Annotated in this window: 23 protein-coding genes and 1 pseudogene; 17 read left to right on the forward strand and 7 right to left on the reverse strand. The window is 69.3% G+C overall.

The features are described 5' to 3' along the window. Nucleotides 1–6: 6 nt before the first annotated feature. From AB0I06_RS08105 to AB0I06_RS08140, 8 genes are all read left to right on the forward strand, one after another. Nucleotides 7–984 (forward strand): fumarylacetoacetate hydrolase family protein, encoded by a 978-nt coding sequence (locus AB0I06_RS08105; RefSeq protein ID WP_363117930.1) that lies wholly within the window; start codon nucleotides 7–9, stop codon nucleotides 982–984. Nucleotides 985–996: 12 nt separating this feature from the next. Then, nucleotides 997–2,577: a bifunctional 3-(3-hydroxy-phenyl)propionate/3-hydroxycinnamic acid hydroxylase gene (locus tag AB0I06_RS08110; RefSeq protein ID WP_363117931.1), complete on the forward strand. Its 1,581-nt coding sequence runs from the start codon at nucleotides 997–999 to the stop codon at nucleotides 2,575–2,577. Further along, nucleotides 2,577–4,544 carry an acetoacetate--CoA ligase gene (locus AB0I06_RS08115; protein WP_363117932.1) on the forward strand — a complete coding sequence of 656 codons (1,968 nt, stop codon included), beginning with the start codon at nucleotides 2,577–2,579 and terminating at the stop codon, nucleotides 4,542–4,544. The genes AB0I06_RS08110 and AB0I06_RS08115 overlap by 1 nt, the downstream gene beginning before the upstream one ends. After that, nucleotides 4,541–4,894, forward strand: coding sequence for a DoxX family protein (locus tag AB0I06_RS08120; protein WP_363117933.1), 354 nt, complete (start codon nucleotides 4,541–4,543; stop codon nucleotides 4,892–4,894). Before AB0I06_RS08115 ends, AB0I06_RS08120 begins: the two co-directional genes overlap by 4 nt. An 84-nt stretch (nucleotides 4,895–4,978) precedes the next feature. Then, on the forward strand, nucleotides 4,979–7,135 hold the full coding sequence (locus tag AB0I06_RS08125) for a SpoIIE family protein phosphatase (RefSeq protein WP_363117934.1): 2,157 nt from the start codon (nucleotides 4,979–4,981) through the stop codon (nucleotides 7,133–7,135). A gap of 262 nt (nucleotides 7,136–7,397) precedes the next feature. After that, entirely contained in the window at nucleotides 7,398–8,582 is a 1,185-nt protein-coding gene (locus AB0I06_RS08130) for a cytochrome P450 (RefSeq protein ID WP_363117935.1), read from the forward strand. A 42-nt stretch (nucleotides 8,583–8,624) separates the two neighbouring features. After that, a complete protein-coding gene (locus tag AB0I06_RS08135; protein ID WP_363117936.1) occupies nucleotides 8,625–8,822 on the forward strand; it encodes a ferredoxin in 198 nt (65 codons plus the stop codon). Beyond that, the gene (locus AB0I06_RS08140; RefSeq protein ID WP_363117937.1) at nucleotides 8,819–9,976 is read left to right on the forward strand and encodes an FAD-dependent oxidoreductase; all 1,158 of its coding nucleotides are present in this window, start codon (nucleotides 8,819–8,821) and stop codon (nucleotides 9,974–9,976) included. The genes AB0I06_RS08135 and AB0I06_RS08140 overlap by 4 nt, the downstream gene beginning before the upstream one ends. Nucleotides 9,977–10,173: 197 nt before the next feature. Here AB0I06_RS08140 and AB0I06_RS08145 read toward each other — a convergent pair whose 3' ends face one another. Then, nucleotides 10,174–11,232, reverse strand: a complete 1,059-nt coding sequence (locus tag AB0I06_RS08145; RefSeq protein WP_363117938.1) for a LacI family DNA-binding transcriptional regulator — start codon at nucleotides 11,230–11,232, stop codon at nucleotides 10,174–10,176. Between the two features lie 913 nt (nucleotides 11,233–12,145). Here AB0I06_RS08145 and AB0I06_RS08150 point away from each other — a divergent pair. Genes AB0I06_RS08150 through rbsD form a run of 5 tightly spaced genes read left to right on the forward strand, consistent with a single transcriptional unit; the run spans nucleotide 12,146 to nucleotide 16,311 of the window. Then, nucleotides 12,146–13,186 (forward strand): substrate-binding domain-containing protein, encoded by a 1,041-nt coding sequence (locus AB0I06_RS08150; RefSeq protein WP_363117939.1) that lies wholly within the window; start codon nucleotides 12,146–12,148, stop codon nucleotides 13,184–13,186. Between the two features lie 7 nt (nucleotides 13,187–13,193). Further along, on the forward strand, nucleotides 13,194–14,153 hold the full coding sequence (locus AB0I06_RS08155) for an ABC transporter permease (protein ID WP_363117940.1): 960 nt from the start codon (nucleotides 13,194–13,196) through the stop codon (nucleotides 14,151–14,153). 8 nt (nucleotides 14,154–14,161) lie between these two features. Next, entirely contained in the window at nucleotides 14,162–14,962 is an 801-nt protein-coding gene (locus AB0I06_RS08160) for an ATP-binding cassette domain-containing protein (RefSeq protein ID WP_363117941.1), read from the forward strand. Further along, nucleotides 14,955–15,905: a ribokinase gene (locus tag AB0I06_RS08165; RefSeq protein WP_363117942.1), complete on the forward strand. Its 951-nt coding sequence runs from the start codon at nucleotides 14,955–14,957 to the stop codon at nucleotides 15,903–15,905. The genes AB0I06_RS08160 and AB0I06_RS08165 overlap by 8 nt, the downstream gene beginning before the upstream one ends. A gap of 4 nt (nucleotides 15,906–15,909) precedes the next feature. Further along, nucleotides 15,910–16,311, forward strand: a complete 402-nt coding sequence (rbsD, locus tag AB0I06_RS08170) for a D-ribose pyranase (protein ID WP_363117943.1) — start codon at nucleotides 15,910–15,912, stop codon at nucleotides 16,309–16,311. Between the two features lie 303 nt (nucleotides 16,312–16,614). On the opposite strand, the gene AB0I06_RS08175 is transcribed toward rbsD, so the two are convergent. Further along, nucleotides 16,615–17,982: a cytochrome P450 gene (locus AB0I06_RS08175; RefSeq protein ID WP_363117944.1), complete on the reverse strand. Its 1,368-nt coding sequence runs from the start codon at nucleotides 17,980–17,982 to the stop codon at nucleotides 16,615–16,617. 431 nt (nucleotides 17,983–18,413) lie between these two features. Between AB0I06_RS08175 and AB0I06_RS08180 the strand changes: the two genes are divergently transcribed. Then, the gene (locus AB0I06_RS08180; RefSeq protein ID WP_363117945.1) at nucleotides 18,414–19,109 is read left to right on the forward strand and encodes a hypothetical protein; all 696 of its coding nucleotides are present in this window, start codon (nucleotides 18,414–18,416) and stop codon (nucleotides 19,107–19,109) included. 558 nt (nucleotides 19,110–19,667) lie between these two features. Here AB0I06_RS08180 and AB0I06_RS08185 read toward each other — a convergent pair. Further along, entirely contained in the window at nucleotides 19,668–19,880 is a 213-nt protein-coding gene (locus AB0I06_RS08185; protein WP_363118046.1) for a hypothetical protein, read from the reverse strand. On the opposite strand from AB0I06_RS08185, the gene AB0I06_RS08190 reads away from it, so the two are divergent. Then, nucleotides 19,809–20,605, forward strand: a protein-coding gene (locus tag AB0I06_RS08190; RefSeq protein ID WP_363118041.1) for an IS5 family transposase whose coding sequence is annotated in 2 segments (ribosomal slippage) — nucleotides 19,809–20,145 and nucleotides 20,145–20,605 — 798 coding nt in all. Because the reading frame shifts where the segments join, the coding sequence is not laid out codon by codon here. The genes AB0I06_RS08185 and AB0I06_RS08190 overlap by 72 nt on opposite strands. Nucleotides 20,606–20,645: 40 nt before the next feature. Continuing rightward, complete coding sequence (locus AB0I06_RS08195) at nucleotides 20,646–21,113, forward strand: hypothetical protein (RefSeq protein ID WP_363117946.1); 468 nt, start codon at nucleotides 20,646–20,648, stop codon at nucleotides 21,111–21,113. 67 nt (nucleotides 21,114–21,180) lie between these two features. Here the strand turns inward: AB0I06_RS08195 and AB0I06_RS08200 are convergent. From AB0I06_RS08200 to AB0I06_RS08210, 3 genes and pseudogenes are all read right to left on the reverse strand, one after another. Continuing rightward, nucleotides 21,181–21,997: pseudogene (locus AB0I06_RS08200) on the reverse strand (IS5 family transposase). A gap of 509 nt (nucleotides 21,998–22,506) precedes the next feature. Beyond that, nucleotides 22,507–22,806, reverse strand: a complete 300-nt coding sequence (locus AB0I06_RS08205; protein WP_363117947.1) for a hypothetical protein — start codon at nucleotides 22,804–22,806, stop codon at nucleotides 22,507–22,509. 1,085 nt (nucleotides 22,807–23,891) lie between these two features. Next, nucleotides 23,892–24,902, reverse strand: a complete 1,011-nt coding sequence (locus AB0I06_RS08210) for an AraC family transcriptional regulator (RefSeq protein WP_363117948.1) — start codon at nucleotides 24,900–24,902, stop codon at nucleotides 23,892–23,894. Between the two features lie 741 nt (nucleotides 24,903–25,643). Here AB0I06_RS08210 and AB0I06_RS08215 point away from each other — a divergent pair. Next, on the forward strand, nucleotides 25,644–26,102 hold the full coding sequence (locus tag AB0I06_RS08215; RefSeq protein WP_363117949.1) for a hypothetical protein: 459 nt from the start codon (nucleotides 25,644–25,646) through the stop codon (nucleotides 26,100–26,102). A 276-nt stretch (nucleotides 26,103–26,378) separates the two neighbouring features. On the opposite strand, the gene AB0I06_RS08220 is transcribed toward AB0I06_RS08215, so the two are convergent. After that, on the reverse strand, nucleotides 26,379–26,666 hold the full coding sequence (locus AB0I06_RS08220) for a transposase family protein (RefSeq protein ID WP_363117950.1): 288 nt from the start codon (nucleotides 26,664–26,666) through the stop codon (nucleotides 26,379–26,381). Nucleotides 26,667–26,689: the final 23 nt, after the last annotated feature.

Genomic DNA, 26,689 nt, shown 5'->3' on the forward strand with positions numbered 1-26,689 from the left:
ACTGTCATGAGCACCAATGTCCTGCGCACCACCGACGGATGGTGGGCGGTCCTCCCCCAAGCTCTCGACTCCGCTCGAGCAGGAGGGACCCCCATCGAGCGGGCCGTCCCCGTGGACACCAAGGCCGTCACCACCGCTGAGCTGATCGCCGACCGTGACGCCGTACGGGAGGCAGCGCTGTCGGCCGACGCGGGCACGCCCGTCGCGGACCTGGCCGCCCTCTCGCCGGTCACCACGCCCTGCCGGGTGGTCGCCCAGATGGTCAACTACCGCAGTCACGCCCGCGATTCGGGATTCACCGGAGACATTCCGCCCGCCTTCTTCCGGAAGGCGTCCGGCTCGGTCAACGGACCAGGCGAGGCCGTCGTCCGCCCCCCACACGTGAAGTTGCTCGACTACGAGATCGAGTTGGGCCTGGTCATGGGCGCGCCCCTGCCCGTCGGCACGGTGGTCGAGGAGCGGGACCTGCCGTCGTATGTCGCCGGGCTGGTGATCACCAACGACGTCAGCGCCCGTGAGGTGCAGCTGACCAAGACGCAGTTCTACGAGAGCAAGTCGTACCCGACCTTCACACCGACCGGACCGTACCTGGCGCTGCTGGAGCCGGAGGACTTCCCCCATCTTCTGGACCTGCGGCTGAAGTTGAGCGTCAACGGTGAGCTGCGTCAGGACCGCACCCTCGCCGACATGATCGTCCGCCCGGCGCAGGCCCTGACCCTGCTGGCCCGGTTCCAGACCCTCGACCCCGGCGACCTGCTGCTGACCGGCACGCCCGGCGGTACGGCGCTGAAGGCCCCGCCGAAGCCGGTGGAGAAGATCGGCGCCCTGCTGCCGCCCGCCGTGAAGTGGAAGGCGTTCTTCAAGAGCCAGGCCAAGAACCCGCACTACCTGGACCCGGGAGACGTGATCACGGCCACGATCGCGACCCCGGACGGCCGGATCGACCTCGGCGAGCAGCGCACCCCCGTCACGGACGCGAAATGAGACCCGAAGCATATGATCTTCGACCGTAACGGGGCAGACGTACCCGTGGTGATCGTCGGCGCCGGGCCGGTGGGCGTGACCGCCGCCCTCCTCCTGGCCCGGCGCGGAGTCCGCACCGTCGTCCTGGAACGCCACCAGGACGTCTACTCGCTCCCGCGGGCCGTCGCCGCCGACGACGAGGTCCGCCGGATCCTCCAGGCCGCGGGCGTGGGGGAGGAGTTCACCGCGATCGCCCGCCCGGCGAACGGGCTGCGGCTGCTGGACGCCCGGCACCGGGTGATGGCCGAGTTCCGGCGCACCGAGCACGGTCATCACGGCTACCCGCAGACCAGCATGTTCGACCAGCCCGGGCTGGAGCGGGTGCTGCGCGACGCACTGGCCCGGCACCCGGAATGCGAACTGCGGGGCGGAGTGGAGGTCACCGGCATCGGCCCCGACACCGTAGGCCCCGTGCGCGTTACCTACCGCGACGACGACGGTGAGCACGAGCTGTGGGCCGAGGCGGTGCTCGGCTGCGACGGTGCGAACAGCCTCACCCGCGAAGCCATCGGCGGCGTATGGGAAGACCTGCGCTTCGAGGAACGTTGGACCGTCATCGACGTCCGTACCAAAGCCGACGTCCGCTGCTGGGAAGGCGTCGACCAGGTCTGCGACCCCCACCGGCCCGCGACTTTCATGCGGGTCGGCGAGGACCGCTACCGCTGGGAGTTCCGGCTGCGGGACGGGCAGGAACCGGTCCGCGAGCTGATCGCGCCGTGGCTGCCGGCGTCGTACGACGGGGACTTCGAGGTCGTCCGTGAGACCCAGTACACCTTCCGGGCCCGCGTCGCCGACCGTTGGCGCAGCGGACGGGTCTTCCTGCTCGGTGATGCCGCCCACCTCACCCCGCCGTTCATCGGACAGGGGCTGTGCGCGGGCCTGCGGGACGCCTACAACCTCACCTGGAAGCTCGCCCGAGTCCTCCGACAGGGCGGTATCGAGCGGATGTTGGACACCTACGAGAGTGAACGCAAGCCGCACGCCCGGCATATGATCCGGCTCGCGGTCGCCACGGGCTGGGCCATGACCGGCGGCCAGGACAGTGCCGCCGCGATCCGCCGCAGGGCCCTGGCCGCGGCCTGCCGCATACCCGGCCTGACCGAACTGGCGGGCCGCGACCTCAGCCCGCCCCTGACCACGGGGCCTCTCGTACGCCGCCGCCTCCGCAAGGGCCTTGCGGGAACGCACTGCCCCCAACCATGGATCACCGCCGAAGGACGGCGCACCCGCCTCGACGAGGTGCTCGGCGACTCCTTCACCGTCCTGACCACCGCCGATCCCTGGCCCTCGCTGAACGCCCTCGCTCACGCGCTCGGTATCCGGGCCATCCCCGTCACCGGCCTCGGCGACGACGGCACCCTTGCCGCCTGGCTGCGCGCCGGCCGCGCGGACGCCGTCCTGCTGCGCCCCGACCGCGTCGTCATGGACGTCATCCCCGCCGGGGGCCGGGACTTCACCGGCACCGCCGCCTGGGCGCCCCTTCTGCACAGCACCCGCAGTCCCCACCCGCCGCGACGAACCGTCGACAACAGCCTGCTGAGGAGCGTCACCTGATGAGTGTGCCCGACCCTTTCATGACGCCCGATCCGCAGGCCGCCGCGGACAGCAACCTCATGGACTTCGCCCGCCATGTCGGGATGTCCGGCGCCGATTACGCCGACCTGTACCGCTGGTCGGTCACGGACCTGGAGGGCTTCTGGGGGGCGGTGTGGGAGTACTTCGACATCGACGTGGACACGCCGTACGAGCAGGTGCTGGCCGAGGAGCGGATGCCCGGCGCCCGCTGGTTCCCCGGCGCCACCCTCAACTACGCCCACCACGCCCTGCGCAACCTCGCCGACGACGCGGTGGCGGTCATCGCCCTCGACGAGACCGGCTCCTGCTACGAGGTGACCGCGAGCCACCTGCGCGCCCAGGTCGCCGGCGTCGCCGCGACCCTGCGCGAGCTGGGCGTGGGGGAGGGCGACCGGGTGGTCGGCTATCTGCCCAACACCCCGCACGCGATCATCGCGTTCCTCGCCGCCGCGAGCCTGGGCGCCGTATGGTCGGTGTGCGGGCAGGACTACGCGCCCAAGGCCGCCGCCGACCGCTTCGCCCAGCTCGAACCCACCGTCCTGATCGCCGCCGACGGCTACCTCTTCAACGGCACCACCCACGACCGCCGCGACGCCACCCTCGAACTCGCCCACGCGCTGCCGTCGTTGAAGGCGACGCTGCTGGTGGGCCATGTGGGCCTGCCGTGGCCGTCGAGGGCGTACCCGTCGCTGGTCGTCCCGTGGGAGGACGCCTCCACCCGCATCGAGGAACTCACCTGGGCGCCGGTGCCGTTCGATCACCCTCTGTGGGTCGTGTTCTCCTCGGGCACCACGGGCCTGCCCAAGGGCATCGTCCACGGCCACGGAGGCGTCCTGCTGGAGCACCTCAAAACCCTCGGCCTGCACTCCGACCTCGGCCCCGGCGAACGGCTCCTGTGGTACACCACCACCCACTGGATGATGTGGAACCTGGTCGCCTCCACACTCCTGACCGGTGCCGCCACCTGCACCTACGACGGCAGCCCGGCGCCCCTCGCGAAGCCAGACGTCCTGTGGGAGCTGGCCGCCCGCCACCGGGTGACCGTCTTCGGTACCAGCCCCCAGTACCTGCTGGGCATGGCCAAGTTCGGCATCGACCCCTCGGTGCACGACCTGTCGTCGATCCGCGTGGTCGGCTGCACCGGATCGACCCTGCCGGCCTCCGCGTACCCCTGGGTCTGCGACCACGTCGGCGAGCGCGTGCTGCTCGCGTCGATCAGTGGCGGCACGGACGTGGTGTCCGGCTTCGCCGGCAGCGCACCCAACACCCCTGTGTGGGCAGGTGAGTTGTCCGCACCCCACCTGGGCGTCGCGCTGGCCGCCTACGACGCCGAGGGCTTCCCGGTCGTGGACCGGGTCGGTGAGCTGGTCGTCACCCGCCCCATGCCGTCGATGCCGCTGTACTTCTGGAACGACCCCGACGGCACCCGCTACCGTGACGCCTACTTCTCGTTCTACCCGGGCGTCTGGCGGCACGGTGACTGGATCACGGTCACCAGCCACGGCTCGGTGATCGTGCACGGCCGCTCCGACAGCACACTGAACCGCAACGGTGTCCGCCTCGGCAGCGCCGACATCCACGACGTCGTCGAGCGCCTCCCCGAGATCGCGGAAGCCCTGGTCATCGGCGCGGAGGAGGACGACGGCGGCTACTGGATGCCGCTGTTCGTGGTCCCCGCCGCCGGAGTGACCCTGGACGACACCCTCCGCGACCGCATCCGTGAGGCCATCCGCAGCGGTGCCTCACCCCGCCACGTCCCCGACGAGATCCTCGAGGCGCCGGGCATCCCGCACACCCGCACCGGCAAGAAACTCGAAGTCCCCGTCAAACGCCTCCTTCAGGGCGCCCCGGTCGAACAGGTCGTCGACCTGGCCACCGTGGATGCCCCAGACCTCATCGCCTACTACGCCCGCCTGGGCGCTGAACGCAGGGACAGATCGGCATGACAACCGCACACACCACCCTCGCCGTCGCACTGGCCCTGGTCTTCCTCCCCCTGGGGCTGGCGAAGATCGCCGCGGTGCCGTTCATGCGTCAGGCAGCCGCGCACCTCGGCATGTCACCGGGCCTCTACCGCGTCATCGGCACCCTGGAAGTGGCGGGAGCCGCCGGACTGCTGCTCGGTCTGGCTTCGGCCCCGCTCGGAGTGGCCGCCGCTGCCGGGCTGGCTGTGCTCATGGTGGCTGCCGCGGTGGTTCACCTGCGCCATGGCGACCCGCCCGTGCGGGCCCTGCCCGCCGCCGTAATGGCCCTGACGGCGGTGGCGTACGCCGGGGTGGCGATCGCCGCCGGCTGACGGCCCGGGTGTGCGCCGCGTCGAGCGGGAGGCTGTCGATGCCCGACGCCTCACGGGCCTTCTGTCCGGCGTACCGTCGACAGTGTGGAGTACACGGCCGCCAGCCTTGTGTCCCGTGTCGCCGGCGACCTCGGGCCGATGGCGGACGAGGTGATCGCCGACGTGGTGCGGTGCCTGCGGCGTGAGGTCCCTGAGCTGTGGAGCAACCCGGATCTCGTCCGCATGACGTCCGAGAACATCGCCGAGCATGTCGCCGGCGTGCTGGCCGGCCTGGAATACGGCATCGAGCCGAGCGAGATGGATCCGCCGGCCGCCGAGCTGGAACGAGCACGTCGGCTGGCCCGGTACGGCGCGCCCGTCACGGCGCTGTTGCGGGCCTTCCGGCTCGGTCAGGGCGTCGTCCTGGACAGACTGCTTGCTGAAATGCCGCGGCTGACGAAAGACGCGGAGTTGATCAGCGCGGCGACGCGCCTCCTGCTCGCTATGGCGAACGGATACGTGGACGACGCGTCCGAACAGGGAGTCACGGCGTTCCAGGAGGAGCGGGACCGGCGACTGCGGTGGCGGCTGTCCTTGGTGAACGAGGCCGGTCTGCGCATCGGGACCACCCTGGACATCGCCCGCACCACCCAGGAGCTGGCGGACCTCGCCCTCGACCACTTCGCGGACCTGGTCACCGTCGACCTGCTCGACTCCGTGGTCCACGGGCACGACACACCGGCGCCGGGCCCCCTCGTACTGCACCGGGTCGCCCAGGCGCCGTCGACGCAAGGCGGTCCCGAGCCGGCGGTTGGGCCGGGGGCGGTGCACGCCTGTCCGGACGGATCGGTCATGGCTCGCGCCCTGGCCACCGGCCGGCCCTCCAGGCACACGGCGACACCGACGGATACGGTCGACGACTTCGGCATCCACTCCGCCCGCTCGACGCTGGTGGTGCCGTTGAGCGCCCGCGGCGCCACACTCGGTGTCGCGCGGTTCTGCCGCCACCGCAACCCGCTTCCCTTCGACGACGAGGATCTGGTCCTCGCCCAGGAGATCGCGGCCAGGGCGGCCGTGGCCATCGACAACGCCCGTCGCTACACGCACGCCCGAGCCACGGCTCTCACTCTCCAGCGCAGTCTGCTGCCACGGCGTACGGCTGAGCAGTCGGCCGTCGACGTCGCCTGCCGCTACCTGCCCGCCGGTGGCCAGGCCGGTGTGGGCGGCGACTGGTACGACGTCATCCCGCTGTCCGGGGCCCGGGTCGCCCTGGTCGTGGGCGACGTGGTCGGCCACGGCATCCACGCCGCCGCCACGATGGGGCGCTTGCGCACCGCGGTCCGCACCCTCGCCGACATCGACCTGCCGCCCGAGGAGCTGCTGACACACCTGGACGACGTCGTCATCCGCCTGTCCGCCGAAGCCTCGGCCGACCCGGACACGGAAACGGCCGGGGACATCGGCGCCACATGTCTGTACGCCGTGTACGACCCCGTCGACGGCCGCTGCTTCCTGGCCCGCGCGGGGCACGTGCTGCCCGTCGTAGTGAGCGGCGACGGAACCGTCGATCTTCTGGATCTGCCGTCCGGCCCGCCGCTGGGCCTGGGCGGACTGCCGTTCGAGGCGGCGGAGGTCGACCTGCCCGAAGGCAGTCTCCTGGCCCTGTACACCGACGGCCTGGTCCAAGCCCGCGACCGCGATATCGAGGCAGGCCTCGCCCTGCTGCGACACGCCCTCGCGCAGCCCTCCGCATCCCTGGAGGCCGCCTGCGACACGGTGCTCGAGGCCTTGCTGCCCGCGGGCCGACCCCACGACGACGCCGCTCTGCTGCTCGCCCGCACCCGTACCCTCGGAGACCACCAAGTCGGCGCCTGGGACGTGGACGCCGACCCGGCAGCCGTCGCCCGGGCTCGTTCGAGCGCCGTCCGGCAGCTGTCGTCCTGGGGACTGGGGGACCTCGGCTTCATCACCGAACTGGTGGTCAGCGAACTGGTCACCAACGCCATCCGCTACGGCCGGCCCCCCATCCGCCTGCGCCTCATCCGTGATCAGTCCCTCCTGTGCGAGGTGTCCGACGCCGGCGGTACCACCCCTCACCTGCGCCGGGCCCGCGCGTTCGACGAGGGCGGACGCGGCCTGCTCCTCGTCGCCCAGCTCGCCGAGCGCTGGGGAACGCGCCACGCCCGGCAGGGCAAGACGGTCTGGGCCGAGCTGGGCGAGGAGAAGCACGCCGGGCCCTGGGATCCGGCCTCCGCCCTTTAGCTTGCGTCGGCGGAGGAAGGGAGAACACCCGCAGTTCTGATGAGTTCATCGTTTTCTTTGCCGTAACTCTTGACGCAGCATTCCATCAAGCTTGAGTATTTCGTCATTACGGCGTTGCTGCGCCGACGGCGTCCGCCCGTGCACGGGATGGAGCGGGAGTTCGCCGAGGCTGCGCTCTCGTCAGCTGTCCGCGGCCCGCCCGCCCCAGCCGTACCCCCCGTCATGCCCCCGCTCTCTCACCGTCCCTTCAGGAGGGCTCTTCATGCCCATGCTTGCGGAGATTCCCGTCTACCACCCCGATCTGTACTCGACGTCGGCCATCCGCGACACTCATCCGCACTACGCCGCGCTGCGTGAGCTCGGCCCCGTGGTCCGGCTGAGCAAGCACAAGGTCTACGCCCTGCCGCGATACGCCGAGTGCAAGCAGGTACTGCTGGACGACGACACCTTCGTCTCCTCGGGCGGCGTCGGTCTGAACCCCGTCGCCAACCGCGTGGGCCAGGGCACCACGCTGTTCAGCGACGGCGATGAGCACGCCCGTCGCCGCTCCCTTCTCGCCCACCGCCTCACTCCCCGGGCGCTGCGCACGATGCGGGACACGGTCGACCAGCAGGCGGCCGCGGTGGTCGAGGCAGCTGTAGCCCGCCGAACGGTGGATGCGGTGGAGGTCGCCACGGCGCTGCCGATGTCGGTCGTCCCCGACCTGGTCGGCTGGCCCCAGCAGGGCCGTGAGCACCTGCTGCGCTGGGCCGGCGCCACCTTCGACGCGCTGGGTCCGTTCAACCGCCAGGCGGTGCGCACCCTCCCCGCGTCCCTCGGCATGATGCGCTACGCCCGCGGTGTCGTCCGCGACCGGTCCGTGCTGGACGGCAGCATGGGCCACGACCTGCTGCGCGCGTCCGACGAGGGCCGGATCATGCCCGCCGAGTGCGTCACCATGATGATCGACTACCTGGCGCCGTCCCTGGACACCACGATCAGCGCCATCTCCAGCGCCCTGTACCTGTTCGCCACCCACCCCGAACAGTGGCGCCTGCTGAAGGCGGACCCGGACCTGGTCCCGAAAGCGGTCAACGAGATCGTCCGCTACGAATCCCCGATCCGCGCCTTCTCCCGCACTGCCGCCCGCGACACGGAAGTCGCGGGCGTCCCGCTCCGCAAGGGCTCCCGGGTGCTGGTCCTCTACGGCTCCGCCAATCGCGACCCGCTGGAGTGGGACGACCCGGACACCTTCGACATCCGCCGCGACGCCGCCCGCCAACTCGGCTTCGGGCAGGGCACCCACGGCTGCGCCGGCCAGGGCCTGGCCCGCCTGGAAACCTCCGCGATGCTCCGCGCCCTGATCGAACGCGTCGACCGCATCGAGCCGACCGGCACACCCGAGTGGGCCCTGAACAACGTCATCCACCGTCTCGAGCGCCTGCCGCTCGAACTCATCCCCGCCTGAACCCCGCCGCTCGCCCGTTCGAGGACAGCTGAGGACAGCACCATGAAGATCTCCGTCGACCATCCACGCTGCGAAGGCCACGGCCTGTGCGCCGACCAGGCCCCCGACGTCTTCAGCCTGGACGACGACGCCGAACTCACCTACCACTTCGAGGGCACCGACGTCCCCGACGAGCATCAGCCCGCCACCCGCGCGGCCGTCAACGCCTGCCCGGTCGCCGCCCTGCGAGTCCTGTCGTGACCGCACCGCGCTCGGTGCTCATCGTCGGCGAGTCACTCGCCGGCACCACCGCCGCCCGCCACCTGCGCACCCTCGGCCACACCGGACCCCTCACGATCATCGGCGCAGAGGAACACGGCGCCTACTCGCGCCCGCCCCTGTCCAAGGTGGTCCTGAAGGACACCGCCGCGGACCAGACCCTGGGCCTGGCCCTCGACGGCCTCGACGCCGACGTCATCCGCTCGCCCGCCGTCACCGCCGACACCCGGCACCGCACCGTCACGACCGCCGACGGCCGCCAGGTCGGGTACGACGCGTTGATCGTCGCCACCGGCGCGGACGCTCGCAGGCTCGCCGCCCCCGGGCAGCGAGGCGAACTCGTCCTGCGCACCCTGGACGACGCCCGCCTGCTCCGCGCCCGCCTGGCGGACGCCGGCTCGGCGATCGTGGTCGGCGCCGGCTTCCTCGGCATGGAGGTGGCCAGCGCCTGCGCCGCCCGCGGCATCCCGGTCACCGTCGTGGACGCCGACCGCCCGCTGGAACGCATCCTCGGCGACCACCTGTCCGCCGAGATCACCGCACGCGCCTCGGCACACGGCATCCGCTTCATCCAGGCCACCGGCTTCGCCACCCTGACCGGCGACCCCGTGAGCGGCGTGGCGCTCCCCGACGCCACCGAGCTCACCGCGGACCTGGTGGTCACCTGCGCCGGAGAAGTACCCGGCACCGGCTGGCTGGCAGAGACCGGCCTCGCCGACCGCCTCGGCGTCGGAATCGACGATGCCTGCGCCACCACCGTGCCCGGCGTGTTCGCCGCCGGCGACGTCACCTACCTCCGCGGCGACGGCACCCGGCCCGACCGGCGTGCGCCCTTCTGGTCCAACGCCGTCGCCCAGGGCAGAACCGCGGCGGCCTCCGCTCTCGGTCTCCCACCGCCGGGACCAGCGCAGGACGACTACTTCTGGACCGAGGTCGCCGGCCTCACCGTCAAGATCGTCGGCCGTCTGCCACTCCTCGGCCAACCCGCCACGGTGCAGGGCAGCGTGGCCGACGGACGCGCACTGCTGACCTGGAGCCATGCAGACGGAACGTCGACGGCGGTCGCCTACGGACTGCGCAGACCGGTCGCCGCGCTGCGGGCCTTGGCCGCCACGTCTTTGCCGCCCTCGCCGTGACGGCGGCAGATGAGCGCCCGGTGCCCAGCTCCGATGATCTGATCCCTATGCCTGCTCGGCTCTGCTACCGCATGCCGCTCGCCACACCCTGAGGCCAGAGGCACTTCCCGGGGGAGGCACCCGCCGGACGGCGGGGTCACCAATGCCGTGCTTGAGCGTCCGTATTCTTTTGAAGATCCGAGACCCTGCCACCGGATTCAGTCGTCGCCGTCATCATTCACGGGATTTTCAGCCGGTGACCGGAATGTTTCCCGAGAGGCCGCTGTCTCTCCGCACGATTCCCGGATCACCAATGCACAGTCGAGCAAGTGGGATTCCACCGAGCCGGCACTGATCGCCTCGATCAGCATGTCCACCGCCAGCGCCCCCATTCTGGTCACCGGCTGCGAAACCGTGGTCAGCGGCGGATCCAGCAGCTGAAACCAGGGCGGATCGTCGAACCCGGCCACCGCGATGTCGCTGCCGATCCGCAGGCCCCGCCGACGCGTTTCCTGAAAGACTCCCAAGGTCATCAGGTTGTCGATGGCGAACACCGCCGTGATCGGGTCGTCCAGGTCAAGCAACTCGGCAGCGGCCCGCCGGCCGCTGTCCGCCTGGAAGTTTCCGAAACGCACGAGCTCATCCGGAAGGTCCAGCGAACGTGCCCGCATCGCGGTGCGGAAGGCGGCCAGCCGTTCGCGGCCGGTGACCGACGCTTGAGGGCCGGTGATCACCGCGATCCGTTCATGCCCCAGATCCACCAGGTGATCGACCAATTGTGAGATCGCCAGGCTCCCGTCCGCACGCACGACCGGAGCCTCCATGCTGGCCAGCGCCCGGTCGACGAACACCATCGGCACGCCCTGGCGTGCCACGGCGCGCAGGGCCTCCGACTCCTCCAGCACCGGCGTCAGCAGCAGACCGTCGACACGCCGGGCCAGCAGCAGCTCCACGTACCCGTCCTGGCGGTCGGTCTCCTCGTTGGCGTTGCACAGGATGACGCTGTAGCCGTGCTCGTGTGCCGCCTCCTCGATGGCCCAGGCGAGCTCGCTGAAGAACGGGTTCACCATGTCGGGGATGATCAGTCCGATCGTCTGCGTCCGCGTGGTCCGCAGCGAACGAGCGACGGTGTTCGGCCGGTATCCCAGGGCTTGAGCTGCCGCGATGACGCGTTCCCGCACCGCCGCGCTCACGCCGTCCGCACCCGACAGTGCCCGTGACACCGAGGCCGTCGAGACCCCGGCACGCCGAGCGACGTCTGCGACGGTCACCCCCATAGCCACCTCCCACACCTGGACCAAGGCCCTTGTAATCGATTACACCCCGCAGCGTCAAGGGTCCGGAGTCACATCAGTGCGATGACATTTCACCCTTGACACCCCTTACAGGCCGTGGTTTAAATAACTCGCCATCACCAACGTAATCGATTACGTAACTCTTTACAGCCCTCTTGGCTGACTGTTCCTGGAAGGGACGTGCGTGATGCAGCCTTGCGAAATAGTCGGCTTGTCGCGCGTCGCCAGCCAATGGACGTGGGCATTGCCGCCTCGAGATGACAATCGGAGCCGGCCCGGACCCGGAACTTCGCTCACTCCGGGGGAATTCCAGTCCAATCGGCCGGGCTTACCCTCCTTTTCCTTTTGATCCACTAGGTGGCCGAGGCCGGGCGGCGAACGGAATCAGATGAACCAACGCCCCATGGCGCAGGGATGAGCAAAGCCCATCACTCCCATGTGATTTCCACAGTCCGTCAGTCTGCCCACGCCGCTCGGCGCTGAGCGCTCAGCCGATCTGGCCGCGGCGCCGCTGCGTCGCGATGGCGGCACAGCGGCTACGGCGTCGACCTGTACGCCGAACACGTCATGCCGCGCGTCGGTTCCCCCTGCCGGTAGAAGATCGACGGCAGTCGGAATCGCCGATCCCTGAACCCTTGTCATGGCAGCCCGCCTGCCCGGTCGTCCGGGACATCAGCACCGGTCGGCTGCCCCCCACCGCACCCACCGCCGACGCCGCCGAGCGGACCCGTCGGCGGGTCGCATCCGCACCTTCGGCACGTACCGGCCGGAGGCCGGATCAGCCCTCGACTCCACGCTTGTAACGGAGCATCCCCGCGGCCCACTGCCCGGGCCACCTTCTCCCGGTCGACACGGATCCGACCGGACGCAATGACGCGAAGAAAGGCACACCGCCATGACCAAGCACACCAGACGCAGACTGCCCACCGTGACCATCGCCATCACCCTGCTCGCCGCAGTGGCGGCCTGCGGCCGGGGCGGACAGAGCGACGGCAGCGGAAGCGCTCAGAGCAAGGACGCACCCCGCATCGCCATCGTCACCCGTGACTTCACCAACCCCTACTGGGCGGCCCTGCGCGACGGCGCGATGGCCGAGGGCAAGAAGCTGGGCGTCACGGTGAACGTCCAGGCCGGTCAGTCGGAGACCGACTCCACCGGGGAGAACGCCAAGTTGTCCGCCCTGGCCGGGCAGAACTACAACTGCTTCGGCGTGGTGCCGGTGAACGCCACCAACGTGATCACCCCGCTGGTCCCGGTGGCGCAGAAGAAGATACCGATCCTCAACCTGGACACCCAGATCGACCCGAGCGCCTCGAAGCAGGCCGGCGTGTCCTACGCGTCGTTCATCGGCTCCGACAACCTGACCGCGGGCAAGCAGGCCGGAGAGGCGCTGCTGAAGCGCATGGGCGGACATGGCGATGTGGCCATACTGCAGGGCATCGCCGGTGAGCAGAACGGCATCAACCGCCAGAAGGGCTTCTCCGGGGCGGTGGCCGGCAAACTGAAGATCGTCGCCACCCAGCCGGCCGACTACGACCAGGCCAAGGCGCAGACGGTCACCGAGGCCATTCTCAAGGCGCACCCGGGGATCACCGGGATCTTCGCCGCCAACGACTCCATGGGTCTGGGCGCCGCACAGGCGGTGAAGAACGCGGGGCTGACCGGGAAGGTGTCCATCATCTCCGTGGACGGCATCACCGCCGCGCTGCAAGCCGTGAAGGCCGGCACGCTGAGCGGCACCATCTCCCAATACCCCTACGCCGAGGGGCAGATGGCCGTGCAGGCGTGCATCAACCTGGTCAAGCACAAGACCGTGCCCAACCGGATCGTCTCGCCGACGGCGCTGATCGACTCCAGCAACGTGGACAAGGCGATCAGCTCCTTCCCGCAGCCGATCGAGCCGTTCACCAACCCGCTGACCACGGACGGGAAGTGAGTCGACGATGACAGACGTTCAGGCGCCCGGACACCTCACGGGGCGCCTCTCAGTCGGGGCGGCGGCGCGTCTCGCCGCCCCGATCGGGGTGGTCGCGGTGTTCGTGGTGTTCTTCATCGCCACGCCCGACTTTCTGACCGTGAGCAACATCAGCGACCTGCTGGTGTCCACCTCGATCCTGCTGGTGCTCGCCATGGGCCAGCAGCTGGTGGTCACCGTGGCCGGTATCGACCTCTCGGTGGGGTCCAACCTGCCTTGGTCGGCGGCGGTGCTGGGATACGCCTACACCCACGGCTGGGGACTGCCCGTCTCGGTGCTCCTGGCGCTGCTGGCGGGCCTGGCGGTCGGTGTGGTGAACGGCCTGATGGTGGCCCGGCTGAACATGACGGACTTCATCGTCACACTCGGTTCACTGTCCGTGGTCAGCGGCCTCACCCTGCTGCTGAGCAGCGGCAACACCGTCGCGGTGAACTCCGGCTCCCTGCGCGATCTGGCTTTGGACGGGATCGGCCCGGTGCGCTGGTTCTGGTTGGTGGCCGTCCTCGGGGCCGCGGTGATCGGCTTCCTGCTCTTCCGTACGCGCACGGGCACGTATCTGCTGTCCACCGGCGGCAACAGGGACGCCGCCCGGGAGGCCGGCATCCACGTCGACCGCATGCGGCTCATCGCCTACGCCAGCTCCGGGCTGGCGTGCGGAATCGCCGCCGTGCTGTTCGTGGCCCGCACCGGCGGCGCCGACCCGAGCCTCCAGACCGACCTCCTGCTCGGCTCCATCGCCGCCGTCGTGCTCGGCGGGTCCAGCCTGTTCGGCGGGAAGGCCTCCGTGCTGGGCTCGGTGGCCGGCGCGGTGCTGCTGCAGTCCCTGGTCAACGGCTTCACCCTGCTCGGCATCTCGCAGTACTACCAGCCCGTCGCGGTCGGTGCCGTGGTGCTCGGCGCCGCGTTCATCTCCCGGTTCCAGAAGTAGGGACAGCCATGACAGATACCGCAGCCCGCACGGCGGGCGATGCCTCCGCCGTCGACCCGCCGCTCGTCACGATCAGCGGACTGTGCAAGTCCTTCGACGCGGTACGCGCACTCCAGGGTGTGGACCTGACGCTGGCCGAAGGCGAGGTCACCGCACTGCTGGGAGACAACGGGGCCGGCAAGTCCACCCTGGTGCGCTGCCTGACCGGGGTGCATCCCCCCGACGCCGGTGAGATCCGGTTCCGGGGCGAACCGATTCGGCTCAACTCCCCGGACGACGCACGTCGGCTGGGCATCGAAACGGTGTACCAGACCCTCGGACTGATCGAGGACCTTCCGGTGTGGCAGAACCTGTATCTCAACCGGGAGTTGACCCAAGGGTTCGGGCCGTTCCAGGTGCTGGACAGGAAGTCCATGATCGGCCACAGCAAGGACATCCTGGCCCGGCTGGACGTCAACGTGCCCAACGTACGGGCCACGGTTCGCCGTATGTCCGGAGGCCAACGGCAGAGCATAGCCATCGCCCGGGCGGCCAACTGGGGCAAAACTCTGGTGATCATGGATGAGCCGACCGCCGCGCTGGGCGTGCGGGAGACGGCGGCTGTGGAGGCCCTGATCCGCCGGCTGCGCGACGCGGCGGTGACCGTGCTGCTGATCAGCCACGACATGGCACAGGTGCTGCGGGTGGCGGACACCGCGTACGTCCTGCGCCGTGGGCGGACCGCCGCGCGACGGACCGTCGCCGACACCAACGGCGACGAGTTGGTCGGCCTGATCACGGGAGCACTCGAAGGGGACGCTCGTGTCTGAGTCCCGGCCGCCACGGGTGGTGGTGATCGGCTCGGTGAACATCGACCACGTCGTGGTGTCCGACGCCTTCCCGTCCCCCGGGGAGACCATCCTCGGCCGGTCCACGCAGGTCACGCTCGGCGGCAAGGGAGCCAACCAGGCCGTGGCGTCGTCCGCCGCCGGCGCGCGTACCGCGATGATCGCCAGGGTGGGCGCCGATCCCCAGGCCGCGCTCGCACGTGCGGGGCTCCTCGACAGAGAGGTGGATGTACGCGGGGTCGTCCCGGTGCCCGACGCCGAGACCGGAACCGCGTGGATCACCGTGGCGGCCGGAGACAACACCATCATCGTGATCCCCGGGGCCAATCACCGGTGGCCGTCCCAGGGCGACCCGCTGGAAGGCGCCGGCGCGGACGCGGACGTCGTGCTGGCCCAACTGGAGATACCGCTGGACGTGGTGGAGCGTGCGGCGGCCGCCTGCACGGGCCGGTTCCTGCTCAACGCCGCCCCGGCCGTCGGACTGCCGGACCAGCTGATCTCGCGGTGCGATGTGCTGATCGTGAACGAGCACGAACAGGCGGTGGTCTCCGGACAACCCGCCCCGGACAGGGCCGCGGACCCGTCCGCCGTGCGGGAGGCACACGCCGCGCTGCGCGCTCGCGGCGCCAAGGCGGTGATCACCACGTTGGGAGGGGCGGGCGCGATCATCACCGATGCGGACGGCACCACCACCGCGATCCCGGCCATCCCCGCCCCGGTCCGGGACACCACCGGTGCCGGCGACGCGTTCGTCGGGGTGCTCGCCGCCCGGCTGGTCGCCGGTGACTCACTTCTGGAGGCCGCCCGGCTGGGGACGGCCGCCGGATCCCTAGCAGTCCGCGCCGCCGGTGCCCAGCAGTACCGCGCCGACCTGGACGCCCTGCGCGCCACCCTCGCCACCGTCACCCCCGCAGAGAAGGGCTGAACCCGTGATACGAAACGGCATCATCCACCAGGAGCTGTCCGGCCTGATCGCCGGGCTCCGGCACACCGACACCTTCGTGATCAGCGACGCGGGACTGCCTCTGGCACCGGGGACCCCCGTGGTGGATCTCGGCTACCGGTACGGCCAGCCCCCGTTCCTGGACGTCGTGGAGGCCGTACTGGCGCAGGTCGTGGTCGAGCACAGCTGGGTGACCGACCGGATCCGCGAGGTCAACCCCAGTGTCCACGCCGGGCTGCGCTCCCTGGGGCTCGACCCCGAGCCACTCGATCACGACGAGTTCAAGGCGAGAGTCAGGGCCGCACGCTTTGCCGTGCGCACGGGTGAGGACAGCTTCTTCGCCAACGTCCTCTGCCGTGCCGGAGTCCCGTTCTCCGGAGGGCGCTGAGCATCTGGGCGCACCGGCTTCCCCTGCCTGCTGGCCGGCCGCGACACTGCGCGAATTCGCCGCCGTCCTGTGGCTGGACCGCCTCCCCCCTTGTCGGGCTCAGCCCGTTGCTGGCAGTGCCGGTGGCAACAGCGGTCTTCGAGCCCTGGAGCGCCGGTCGCTGACCTGCGCGAGGTGCGCCCGCGCGACCTCAGGGTCCGAGGCGGCTGGGCATCTGGCCCGGAGAGGGGTGCCGGCGTCACCGAGCAGACCCGCCCGATGCGGCACAGACCCCGCCCATGGCGGCGGTGCTCGGCCCCCGGGCTAAAGGCCGGCTCCAGCTCTGTGACGGCTTCGGGGGTGGACGGTCATTCGGAGGGCGCGCGGCCGTATGGTGAGCCGGGCGACTTGGCGAATGGGCTTGCCCTCGGCGAGTTCCAGCCGTACCGAGCGCAGCATCGTTGCGAGGGCCGTGACCATCTCGGTGCGTGCGAATCGCTCGCCCATGCACCTGTGCTTGCCGTCCCCGAAGGGCAGGAACGCGCCCGGCGGAAGCTCCTGCGCGGGGTCGTTCCACCGGTCCGGGTCGAAGGTGAGCGGGTCGGGGAAACGCTCGGGGTCGCGGTGCAGGGCGTGCTGGCAGTAGGCCAGCTCGGTCCCGGCGGGCAGTGTCCACCGGCCGAGCCGGGTTTCCTCGGTGGTTCGGCGGGTGACCAGCCAACCGGGGTGGTGCAACCGCAGCGTCTCGGTGATCACCCGGTTCAGGTACGGCAGCTCGGTCACGTCGTCAAGGGTGACCGGCCGTCCGCCGAGGACCTCGTCCAGCTCGGCCAGGATTCGGGCCTCGATGCCGGGGTGCCGGGCGAGTTCGTACAGGGTCCAGGACAGCACCGAGGCGGTGGTCTCGGTGCCCGCCACGGCCAGGGTGAGAATCTCCGAGCTGATCTGATGCCCGGTCAGCGGCGCGCCGGTCTCCTCGTCGATGGCGCGCAGCAGCATGGAGAGCATGTCTCCGGTGGCGTGCCCGGAAGCCTTCAGCTCGTCGACGGCGGTGTTGACGGTCGCGCGTACGCCGGCCCGGGCCCGGTCGAAGCGGCGGTTGAAGGGCAACGGCAGGCGCTCGGCCCAGTCGGGCAGCATGAGGCGCACACCGACGCCGTTCATCACCACCGACAGGTCGCTGCGCAGCCGGCGGAAGACGGCGTCGTCGAGGCTGCCCGCGAAAATCGTCGCGGCCAGCATGTCGAGGCTCAGCCCGACCATCGCCTCGCGCACGTCGAGGGGCCGACCCGACTCCCAGCCGGCAACGGTGGCTGTGACCTCGTCGCGCATGAGGTCGACGTACCGCCTGATCTCGGTGTGGGCGAAAGCCGGTTGCAGCTGGCGGCGTTTGCGTACGTGAGGCCGGCCGGTGGCGGTGACGACGCTATCGCCCAGCAGCTGGCCCAACTTGTCGTAGAGCCGGCCCTTGTCGAGAGTGGGTGCCAGGGCCTTGAGCATCTGGTGGATCAGTGCCGGGTCCTGGACCACGACGGTGCGCGTTCCGGGTTGCAGGACGATCTCGACGAGCGGCTCACGTGTGTCGCGCAGCGAGTCGATGAAGCCGAGGTTGTCGCGCATTTTCAGAGCGTGGCCGATGAACGGAAGCGATCCTGCGGCCCGGGGTATGGGGAGAGGCGCAGCGGACGTCACGGGTCATCCCTTCACGGAATCCATGGGCGTCCTTATGGCTTCCCTGAACGTTCCCCGACGCAATCCTGTCATGAGCGTGTCCTGAACCACGTGGACGAGCCGGTCGGAGAGGGGACACCCAGCCGAGAGCGGTGCACGGGAAGCCCCTGCGGCGAGCGGCCGGGAGGTCGGCCGCCCCAACGGGAGTCTTCGTCCAGGTCGGCCGGCAGCACAATCCGGTCATGGACATGCTGTTAGGCTTCGCCCACTCGCGTGGGGGGCGCGGCCGGGGGCCGGGGGACATGCCAGGGCGTTGTCGTCGTCCCGCCATGCCTTCTTCTTGCCTTCCAGGAGGAACGGTGGCCCGACTCGGCCGACACAGTCACAGACCGGCGCTCGGCTCACGTCCAGCACAGCCTGGACGGCGGGCGGCACGTACGGCGGCCGTCCTGGTGACGGCGCTGACGCTGGGCCTCCCGCCGGCCGCCCTGCCGTCCCCGGCGGCAGCCGCGCCGCAACCGACGCAGACGGCCGGTGAGTTCGTGCTGCCCGCCGCTCCACGGGCCGTTCCCCGGGCCACGCAGATCCTCAATGCGGGGAACATTCGCCGCACCCTAATCCGCCGGGACCCCGAGCAGCACGGCGACAACGTGGCGGCCCAGTTCGAAGCCGCAGCCAGGGCAAGCCTGGAGGCCGGGCAACTGAGTCAAGCAGAGGACCTACTTGGTAAGGCGGTCGCCATCCGGCAACTGGTCCTCGACCTGTGCGGCCAGCCGGCCGACCGATGCGCACTGGCCAGCACTCTCGCCCAGTACGCCGGCGTGCTCTCCCGGATGGGCCATCAGCGTGAGGCCCTGCCCCACCTGTACACGGCGCTGGAGCTAACCCGCGAGGCGCAGCCGCACACCGAGCCAGACCAGCACGCGCTCGCCGTCGCCACCTGCCACTACAACCTCGCGGACACCCTCCCCTGGACCGGCGCCTTCGACGAGGCACTGCTCGAGGTAGCGGCCTCCGAGCAAAGCCTGGCCCCGCTCGCCGACGCGAACCCCGACCTGTATGCGCGTGAGATGGCCGACTGCGCCCAGTTGCGCGCCGAGATCGTCAGAGCGGCGGAACACGGTCTTCCCGAACGGCGTCATCCTTGACCCACCACTTCAGGATGCCCTTCGCGTACGGGGAGCAGCACTGATACAAGTCGCTGTCGATGCATCGAGACCGGCACCGACTCCTACCGGCTCGCGAGCACCTAGTGCTGTGACCGCGTAGGTTCGCCGGGTCGGCGGCGTCGGTGCTCGCACCGGCTGGACTCGGTGTGGGAAGAATTTGAGCGGTCGCGGAGCCGATCGAGCTAGTACTACAGCACCACTCAGCGCCTGAACAGGTACTTGCCGACCTGCGAGACGTCCTGAGCGCGGCCTCTTGGTCCGTGATCTTCCAACAGGAGCACTCAGCAGTCATCACCGCCATGCGTGAACAACTCCCTCGTCTACCAGGCTCGGGACGACAGCCGTGGACCGACATCATCAATGACGTGGAGGCTCGTGCGCCCTTCGGTCCCAGATGACGCTGTAGAGGCCAGCTCATCCGAGAGGAACTCAACTCCTTCCAGAGCGCTCCACCCAGCCTCGCCGGTTCAGAAGGGTGGTTCGTCGGTGTATCCGCCTGCCGACGGGGTGGATGAAGGCGGGGTTGTGGCCCACGGGTCATCCTGCTTCGGCTGCGAGGGGGTACGACGGGCCGGAGGGCAGCTCGGGCTGCACCTCGTCGATGTCGTCGTAGAGGAGCTGGCGCAGGTGCTGCCGGCATGTGGTCGGATCGCCGTCATCGTTCCAGTCGCCGGTCTCCTGCCATCGCCTGCGGTCCGGGTCCTGATTGGCGACCTCGCACAGGGCACGCAGGACCGCGTACGCCCGCAAGGCGGCGGGCGACGACGGGCCGGTGACCGCGAGTGCCTGGCAGCGATCACCTTCGTGTCCACATCGGGCTGCACCTGGCGGCAGCTTCCGCCGGTGTTCGGTGCAGCGTGGCCCACGGTCTACCGGCGCTTCGCGCACCGGAGCCGGACCCGTGTCTGGGCCAGGCTGCACCGCGCCATCCTCGACGAACTCGGCGCGCTCGGTGCGCTGGACTGGTCCCGTTGCGCCATCGACTCCGTAAGCATAAGGGCCGCAAAAGGGGGTTGCCGACGGGACCGAATCCGACCGATCGCGGCAAGCCAGGGTCGAAAATCCATCTGATCACCGACCGGAACGGACTGCCTCTGGCGCTAGGCATCTCCGCGGCCAACCTGCACGATAGTCAAGGTCTGATGCCGCTCGTACGAGGTATACCGCCGATCCGGTCTCGCCGGGGCCCGCGTCGCAGGCGACCTGGGAAACTCCATGGCGACAAGGGCTACGACTACGACCATCTGCGTCGATGGCTCCGCAGCCGCGGCATACGCCACCGCATTGCCCGTAAAGGCGTCGAATCCTCACAACGGCTCGGTCGCCACCGATGGGTGGTGGAGCGAACAGTGTCCTGGCTGGCGGGCTGCCACCGTCTCCACCGCCGCTACGAGCGCAAGCCCGAGCACTTCCTGGCCTTCGTGGGCATCGCTGCCCTCCTCATCGGCCATCCGCGCCTCACACGGATCCGATAACTCACTGGTCTGAGGCATTCTCCTCGGTCAGGATTCGGCCATGGACCAGCCCGCCACCATCGCCTGGAAGTACGCGGCGAGCCTCATCCGCGTGGAAGACCTGCCCATGGTGGCGGCCCACCTACTGGCTGCCGGCCACGACTCTCCTTCACTGCGTGACCTGGCCGGCCGTTCCCGGCATGAGCACCCAGCAGAGATCCGCCAACTCTTCGGGCACACCATGGAGGAGCTCGGGATCCAGATCCCGGACTACGAGACCGCTGAACGTTGCCTCCTGCATGACATAGCGACACAGTTGTCCGCCGGTGCCATGTCACCGAAGGAGGCCGCAACTCGAGTCTGGCAGGGGATCGAGGCGGTGACAGATCCTGAGCGGAAGTTCGTGGCGGCCATGGGCCTGGAGTACCACCTCGACTACATGTCACCCGAGGAGGTCCGGGCCTGGGAGAACGCTGTACGCCTCGCCGCGAAGACTCTGTCTGGAACAGCATTCCCGCATGCACGGTGACCCCGGCGAAGGCCAAGCCACCACTCCCTGGCAGCCAGCCCTCACTCGCCCCATAAGAAACGGCGTCTTAGACGTCGTTTCGCCTGGTGAGTCGGCGGTAGCTGATGAGGGCTGCGGCTATGCCGACGAAGGCAGGAAGTGCTCGGCCTTTCGCTCGTAACGGCGGTGCAGCCTTCGGCATCCAGCCAGCCAGGAGACTGTTCTCTCCACGACCCAGCGGTGTCGGCCGAGCCGCGTGGACGACTCGATGCCTTTGCGGGCGATGCCGTGGCGGATGCGGCACCCGCGAAGCCATTTCCGCAGGCGGTCGGAGTCGTATCCCTTGTCGGCGCGGAGCTTGGCCGGGCGACGGCGGCGCGGGCCGCGGCGGGAGCGGATGGGCGGGATCCCTCGAACGAGTGGTTCCAGGCCGAGGCTGTCGTGCATGCTGGCGCCGGAGATGCCCAGCGATAGCGGCACGCCGTTTCGGTCGGTGATGAGGTGGACTTTCGATGCCGGCGTGCCACGGTCTGTCGGATTCGGTCCGATCAGGGCCCCGTTGCCGCCCGGACGCTGACGGAGTCGACCGCGCACCGCGACCAGTCCAGCTCGCCCCGAGCGCCGAGTCCGTCGAGGACGACCCGGTGCAGCCTGGCCCAGACCCGGTCCCGGCTCCACCGGACGAAGCGACGGTAGACGGTGGGCACGGCCGGCCCGAACACCGCAGGCAGCTGCCTCCAGGTGCAGCCCGAGGTGACCACGAAGATGATCACCGCCGGGCACTCGCGGTCACCGGCCCTCCGTTTACCGCCGCCCTGCGGGCGTATGACCTCTGTCGGCTGGACCACCCGCCCGAAGAGCGTCCACCACTCGTCCGGTACCAACCGCTCCACCAGAGCCGTCATACACGGCTCAACGAACGATCACGCCATCAGAAACGACGTCTTAGCCTCGGCGGCCCGCAGTCCGCCGTAGGCCAGCTTGCACTGGAGGTCGCGCCGTAGTGCGCCGAACGCGGGATCTTAAGTGGACTTCGTCACGATCCCGGCCGAAGAGAACGTCGTCAGTGCCGGACAGTAGACGTTCGACCAGCCGCTGGTGCGCCAGGCGACAGCCTCGAGGTCGATCAGACCGCCACCGTCCAGACGGGTGCAGATGACGCTGGCCCTGTAGTGGCCGCCATTGCTGTGGGAGCAGCGGGCCATAGCGCCGTTGTCGAAGTTGTTCTGATATGTGCAGCCCGTTGGCCACCCAGTTGCCCCGGTGGGAGCTGCGGAGGCTCCACCCTGGAAGCCGAGAGTGAAGGCGATCACTACGCCGCCTGTGATGAGAGCCGAACGCTTCTTCATTGACGTGAAGCCCTTCGATGTGTGGCCATGGAGGTGCGGTGTGGGGGGAGGCTGGCGCATGGCGTTCAGGTCACCTTGGTTTCGATGCCGGGTGACGGGTTCCTGTACGAGCCCTGGCAGTAAGCCTTGGAGAACGAGCCATTGTTCCGCCAGTCGCCCACGAACTCTTGGACGCGGCCGGTTTCCTCGTCCTTACACACCGCGAGGGCGCGGTAGTGACCGCCGTTCGCGTCGCTGCATGCGGCCGCAGTCATCTGCGAGTTGACGACCTGGTAGTGGCATCCCGTCGGCCTTCCCGTAGCGGCCGCTGATGCCGTAGCGGGCGCCGAGAGCATGAGTCCGAGCATCGCGGTTCCTGCGAGCATGATTCTTGATGTCGTGCGCACTGTTGGATTCCCGTTCGTTTGGATTCGGTTTCCCTGTGCCTGAATCGGTCATCCCTCTTTCCCCTTCCTCACCGCAATAGCCGAGCAGACCGAGCGGGTGATCCCGGGGGGGAGGGCTGCACGCGATTGAGGTTGTCAGGGCCATGGGGCAACTGTCGTGCGCACTCCGTCCACGGTTCCCCATGCAATACGTCCACGAGGGCGCCTGCCCGCAGCGGAAAGAGTGCCTGCAGCCAGGCCGACAACGCTTCCATCTCCCGCTGGAGGGCGTGGACTCCGTCGTGCCGATCACATGGGACGAAGTGCGCCGATCCGGTCGAGTCGATGCGCCTCACACAGATCGACAACAACACCGACCCGCTACCCCGACGACCGTCGCAGACGCGGACGGCGGTGCTCAACAACCCCGAACCACGCTCTACGAGAGATCACAAACCTCCTCATGTACGGAGTCCGGACTGTCCGGGCCTCACGTGCCACAGGGTCCCGAGGCCCCGGCCCTCCTGTCCGGCCCCGACTGCAACCTGTGATGAAGGGAAGTGAACTGGCCGAGAATGCCATACACGCCGTCACCGCCCATGGCAGGCGAAGGCCACCAGGCCGATTCATTCACCCCCACGGCCTGCAACGGCAGCGCTGGCAGAACATGGGCTTGCCGAACTGGCACAACATCGGCAGCCAGCAGTGGCCGACCGGTGCTTGGCGAGTGGCCCCACGCCCGACGCACGCAGGGATGGGAAACCTCGGGTCGGCTGGCTGCGGGCGTTTCAGAACGCCGGACTGACCGGGAACTCCGCCCAGGGCTACAGAGGGACCTTCCAGGAGTACAGCACGACCGTCTGCGTCACCCCGGCGAACGGCGCGGCTCCTCGGCGCGACGCCCGCCGCATCGTCCGGCGATCAACGCAGGAGATGTGTGGTGGACAAGTGACCACTACAGCACCTTCCACCAGATGGGCGGGACCTGGATGGTGTTCTTCTGACGGGACTGCTCCGGTTCCACATGAGGTGGCTGCCTCGAAGCCGTGGAGGGCATCCCCTCGTGTGGAACCGCGCTCTACTCATCAGTTGCCCCCCAACCGATCGCACGCCGCCCTCGCCTGTACCCGCAGGCGGTACTCCATGGGCGACACCCCGTACGCGCTCCGGAAGGCTCGCGCGAAGTCGGAGGCGCGGACCATGCCCCAGCGCGTGGCGATGGCGTGGACTGGCGTGGAGCTGAGGTTGGCGTCCGCCAGGTCGCGGCGGGCGCCTTCCAGGCGCTGGTCACGGATGAAGGCCGCGACCGTCTCGCCGGGAGTGTCCTCCTTGAAGATCTGGTGCAGGTGGCTCAGCGAGATGTGGTGCGCGGCCGCTATCACGGGCGGTGTCAGCTCGGGGTCGTGCAGGTTCTGGCGGATGAATGTCCGTACGCGTGTCGTCAGAGCCCGCTGGCGGGTCTCCGGCGGCAGCGCGTCCTCTGCCTCCAGCACCTGCGCGAACCAGGCGGACAGCAGGTCGATCAACACGGTGCCGAGGCGGGGGGCCACGGACGGCTGGAGGACGTCGGCCTGCTGCTCCAGACCGGTGAGGAACCCCGTCAGCAGTGCCCCCACCCCTTCCCGCCCCGACAGCCGCCGCCCCAGCAGCCGCTGGACACGGGCGGACGGCAGGGGCAGCAGCGCCTTGGGAAATTCCACGCCCACCCCCGTGAGCACCTGACGGCCCAAATCAGCCGGCACGTGCACTTCGTACGGCCGCGACGTGTCGCTCACCCACACATCGTTCGGCCCGTACGCCTCGGCCCGCCCCACATGCTCGAACCCCAACCCGCCGCCGAGCACCAGAGACAGGTGGTACATCTCCGGATCGGACTGCCGCACCAGCTTCTCGGTACGCCGAAACCCCGTCGGCAAGTGCGCCGTCGGCCACGCAAGCACCGGCCCCAGCTCCAAGAGCCGCTGCCGCGCCCAGAAGTCATCGGCAAACAGGCTGCTCATGTGACTGGGCGCGATCGCCCGGTGCGTCAACTCGCACCAGTACTCAAACCGGTGCTCCCTCGGGACGTCGTCGCTCCTAAAGACCGTTCCGATCATGTCAGGACCAGACGGAAGCGGCGTAGGGGACAAAGCTCGCCCATACGGTGGGGACGAGGGAAAGCTGGAAGCCGATGGTGTTCATCAACTTGCGGATGCGCCGCGCGCGGTGAGGCCCCGACACCGGCGTCCCGCACTTCCCCATCCAAGTCCAGGACGACGAGCTCGGACTCCTGCTCGTCGAAGACAACAACGGCGGAGAACACGCCCGCCCTCCTCGGATTACCGGCATGAAACGACCGCCACTACGATACCGCTCGCCAGCTGATCGACCCCGCCACCGACTATGTCGGCCACCTCCAGTGAGCTTCGGCTGACCGCCACCGATCACCGGGCCCGCGAAACGACCGAGGCCATCGTCGGCGCAGTCACTGGCAGTCTGACCTCGCCGCGCAGTCTGCTGCTACGACCAGCAACGCCTGCAGCACATCGGCCGCACCACCACACTCGCCCGGGCCACCAGCCCGGTAATAGCCGGCCATCTCACCCCGGGCGGGCCCGAGCACCCCTGGACGGACTGGACCTTCTCCGCCGGGTGGGGCACCCGAGAGACCTTGACCGTCACGTTCGTGCATCCCGAGTTGGTAGTCGAGGTCGGCGTCGACGTGGCCCGTGATGCTGGCAGCTGGTGGGTCGCCATCCCGCGCGCCTACACCGCCTTCGGGCCGACCTCTGCCCGAACGATGTGCCCTCATTCGAGGCCACCGCAGAAGAATCGTAGTCCGACGGTACGGTGGCCAGGTGGCGAACATCTTCTCCGGTGGAGACCGGGAGCTGGATCTGCCCAACGGCGCCACTGAGGCGTTTGTTGAGGTGCTGATGCTCGCTGTGTCCGATCTTGCATCCCAGGCCTGGAACCTTCGCTTCACGGCGCTACTGATCTTGCAGGACCAGAACGTGATGGGCCGTGGTGCAGTCGGCGTCCACCTGGAAGAGGTCGACTGGGGCGCCGGCGAGTCCGAGCGCGCGCGGTCCAAAAACTTTGTACTGCGCACCACCGCTCTCGCAGCGGGCGGGCATCGCTGGAGCGAGTTGGGCTACCACCCGCCCCGCGTGCATGACTGCCTTGTTCAATTCAGGATCATGGTGGAATATTTCACCCCGCTGGCCGACAGCGGCCCGTACCACCACTTCCCGGGGGCCGGACGGGGCGGCGATGGCGTCGTGCACGGTCACCGCGTCCTCAGCGGACTCCCGTAATGGGATGGCTGCTTCCTGTGTATCCAGACCCAATAGCTGCACTGGCCGGATGGATCCAGCCCGCGCCGGACGACTCGGCGGTGCTGGGCTCACGGGATCGCGATGGCACGGAGCGGCGTCATGACCGCAGCCCTCCTAGCTCGCGGTCGCCGGGCGTACAGCAGGGAACGAATACGTCCGCGGTGTCAGCTGCCCACACCGACCTCTCCCCCACCGACGTCCCCGATCTCGTACTCGTACTGGTCGCGGGCGGTTGTCGGAGCTCAAAATCGTCTGTCAGCGTGCGACTTCAGTGTTGGTCAGCACGAGCAGGGCCCGCAGCAGCGTCGTCGCGTAACGGGCCGACAGCCGAAGCTTGGTGATTATGCGCCAGTTCTTCAGGTGCGCGAACGTGTGTTCGCAGACCGCGCGGACGGACGCGATCAGCTTGTCGACCTGCTTCTTCGCCGGGTGAGCGGTTTGGTGCGGGCGGCCTTGTAGCCGGTGATGACCACGGGGTTGTCCGGGGCGTCTTCCAGGCCGGTGAAGCCGAGGTCGCCGATGGCGCCTAGCCGTATTGATCATGAGCGTTGTTGACGCCTGTCGGG

Origin of the sequence: Streptomyces sp. NPDC050674 (assembly GCF_040654575.1) — a bacterium.
Taxonomy (GTDB): domain Bacteria; phylum Actinomycetota; class Actinomycetes; order Streptomycetales; family Streptomycetaceae; genus Streptomyces.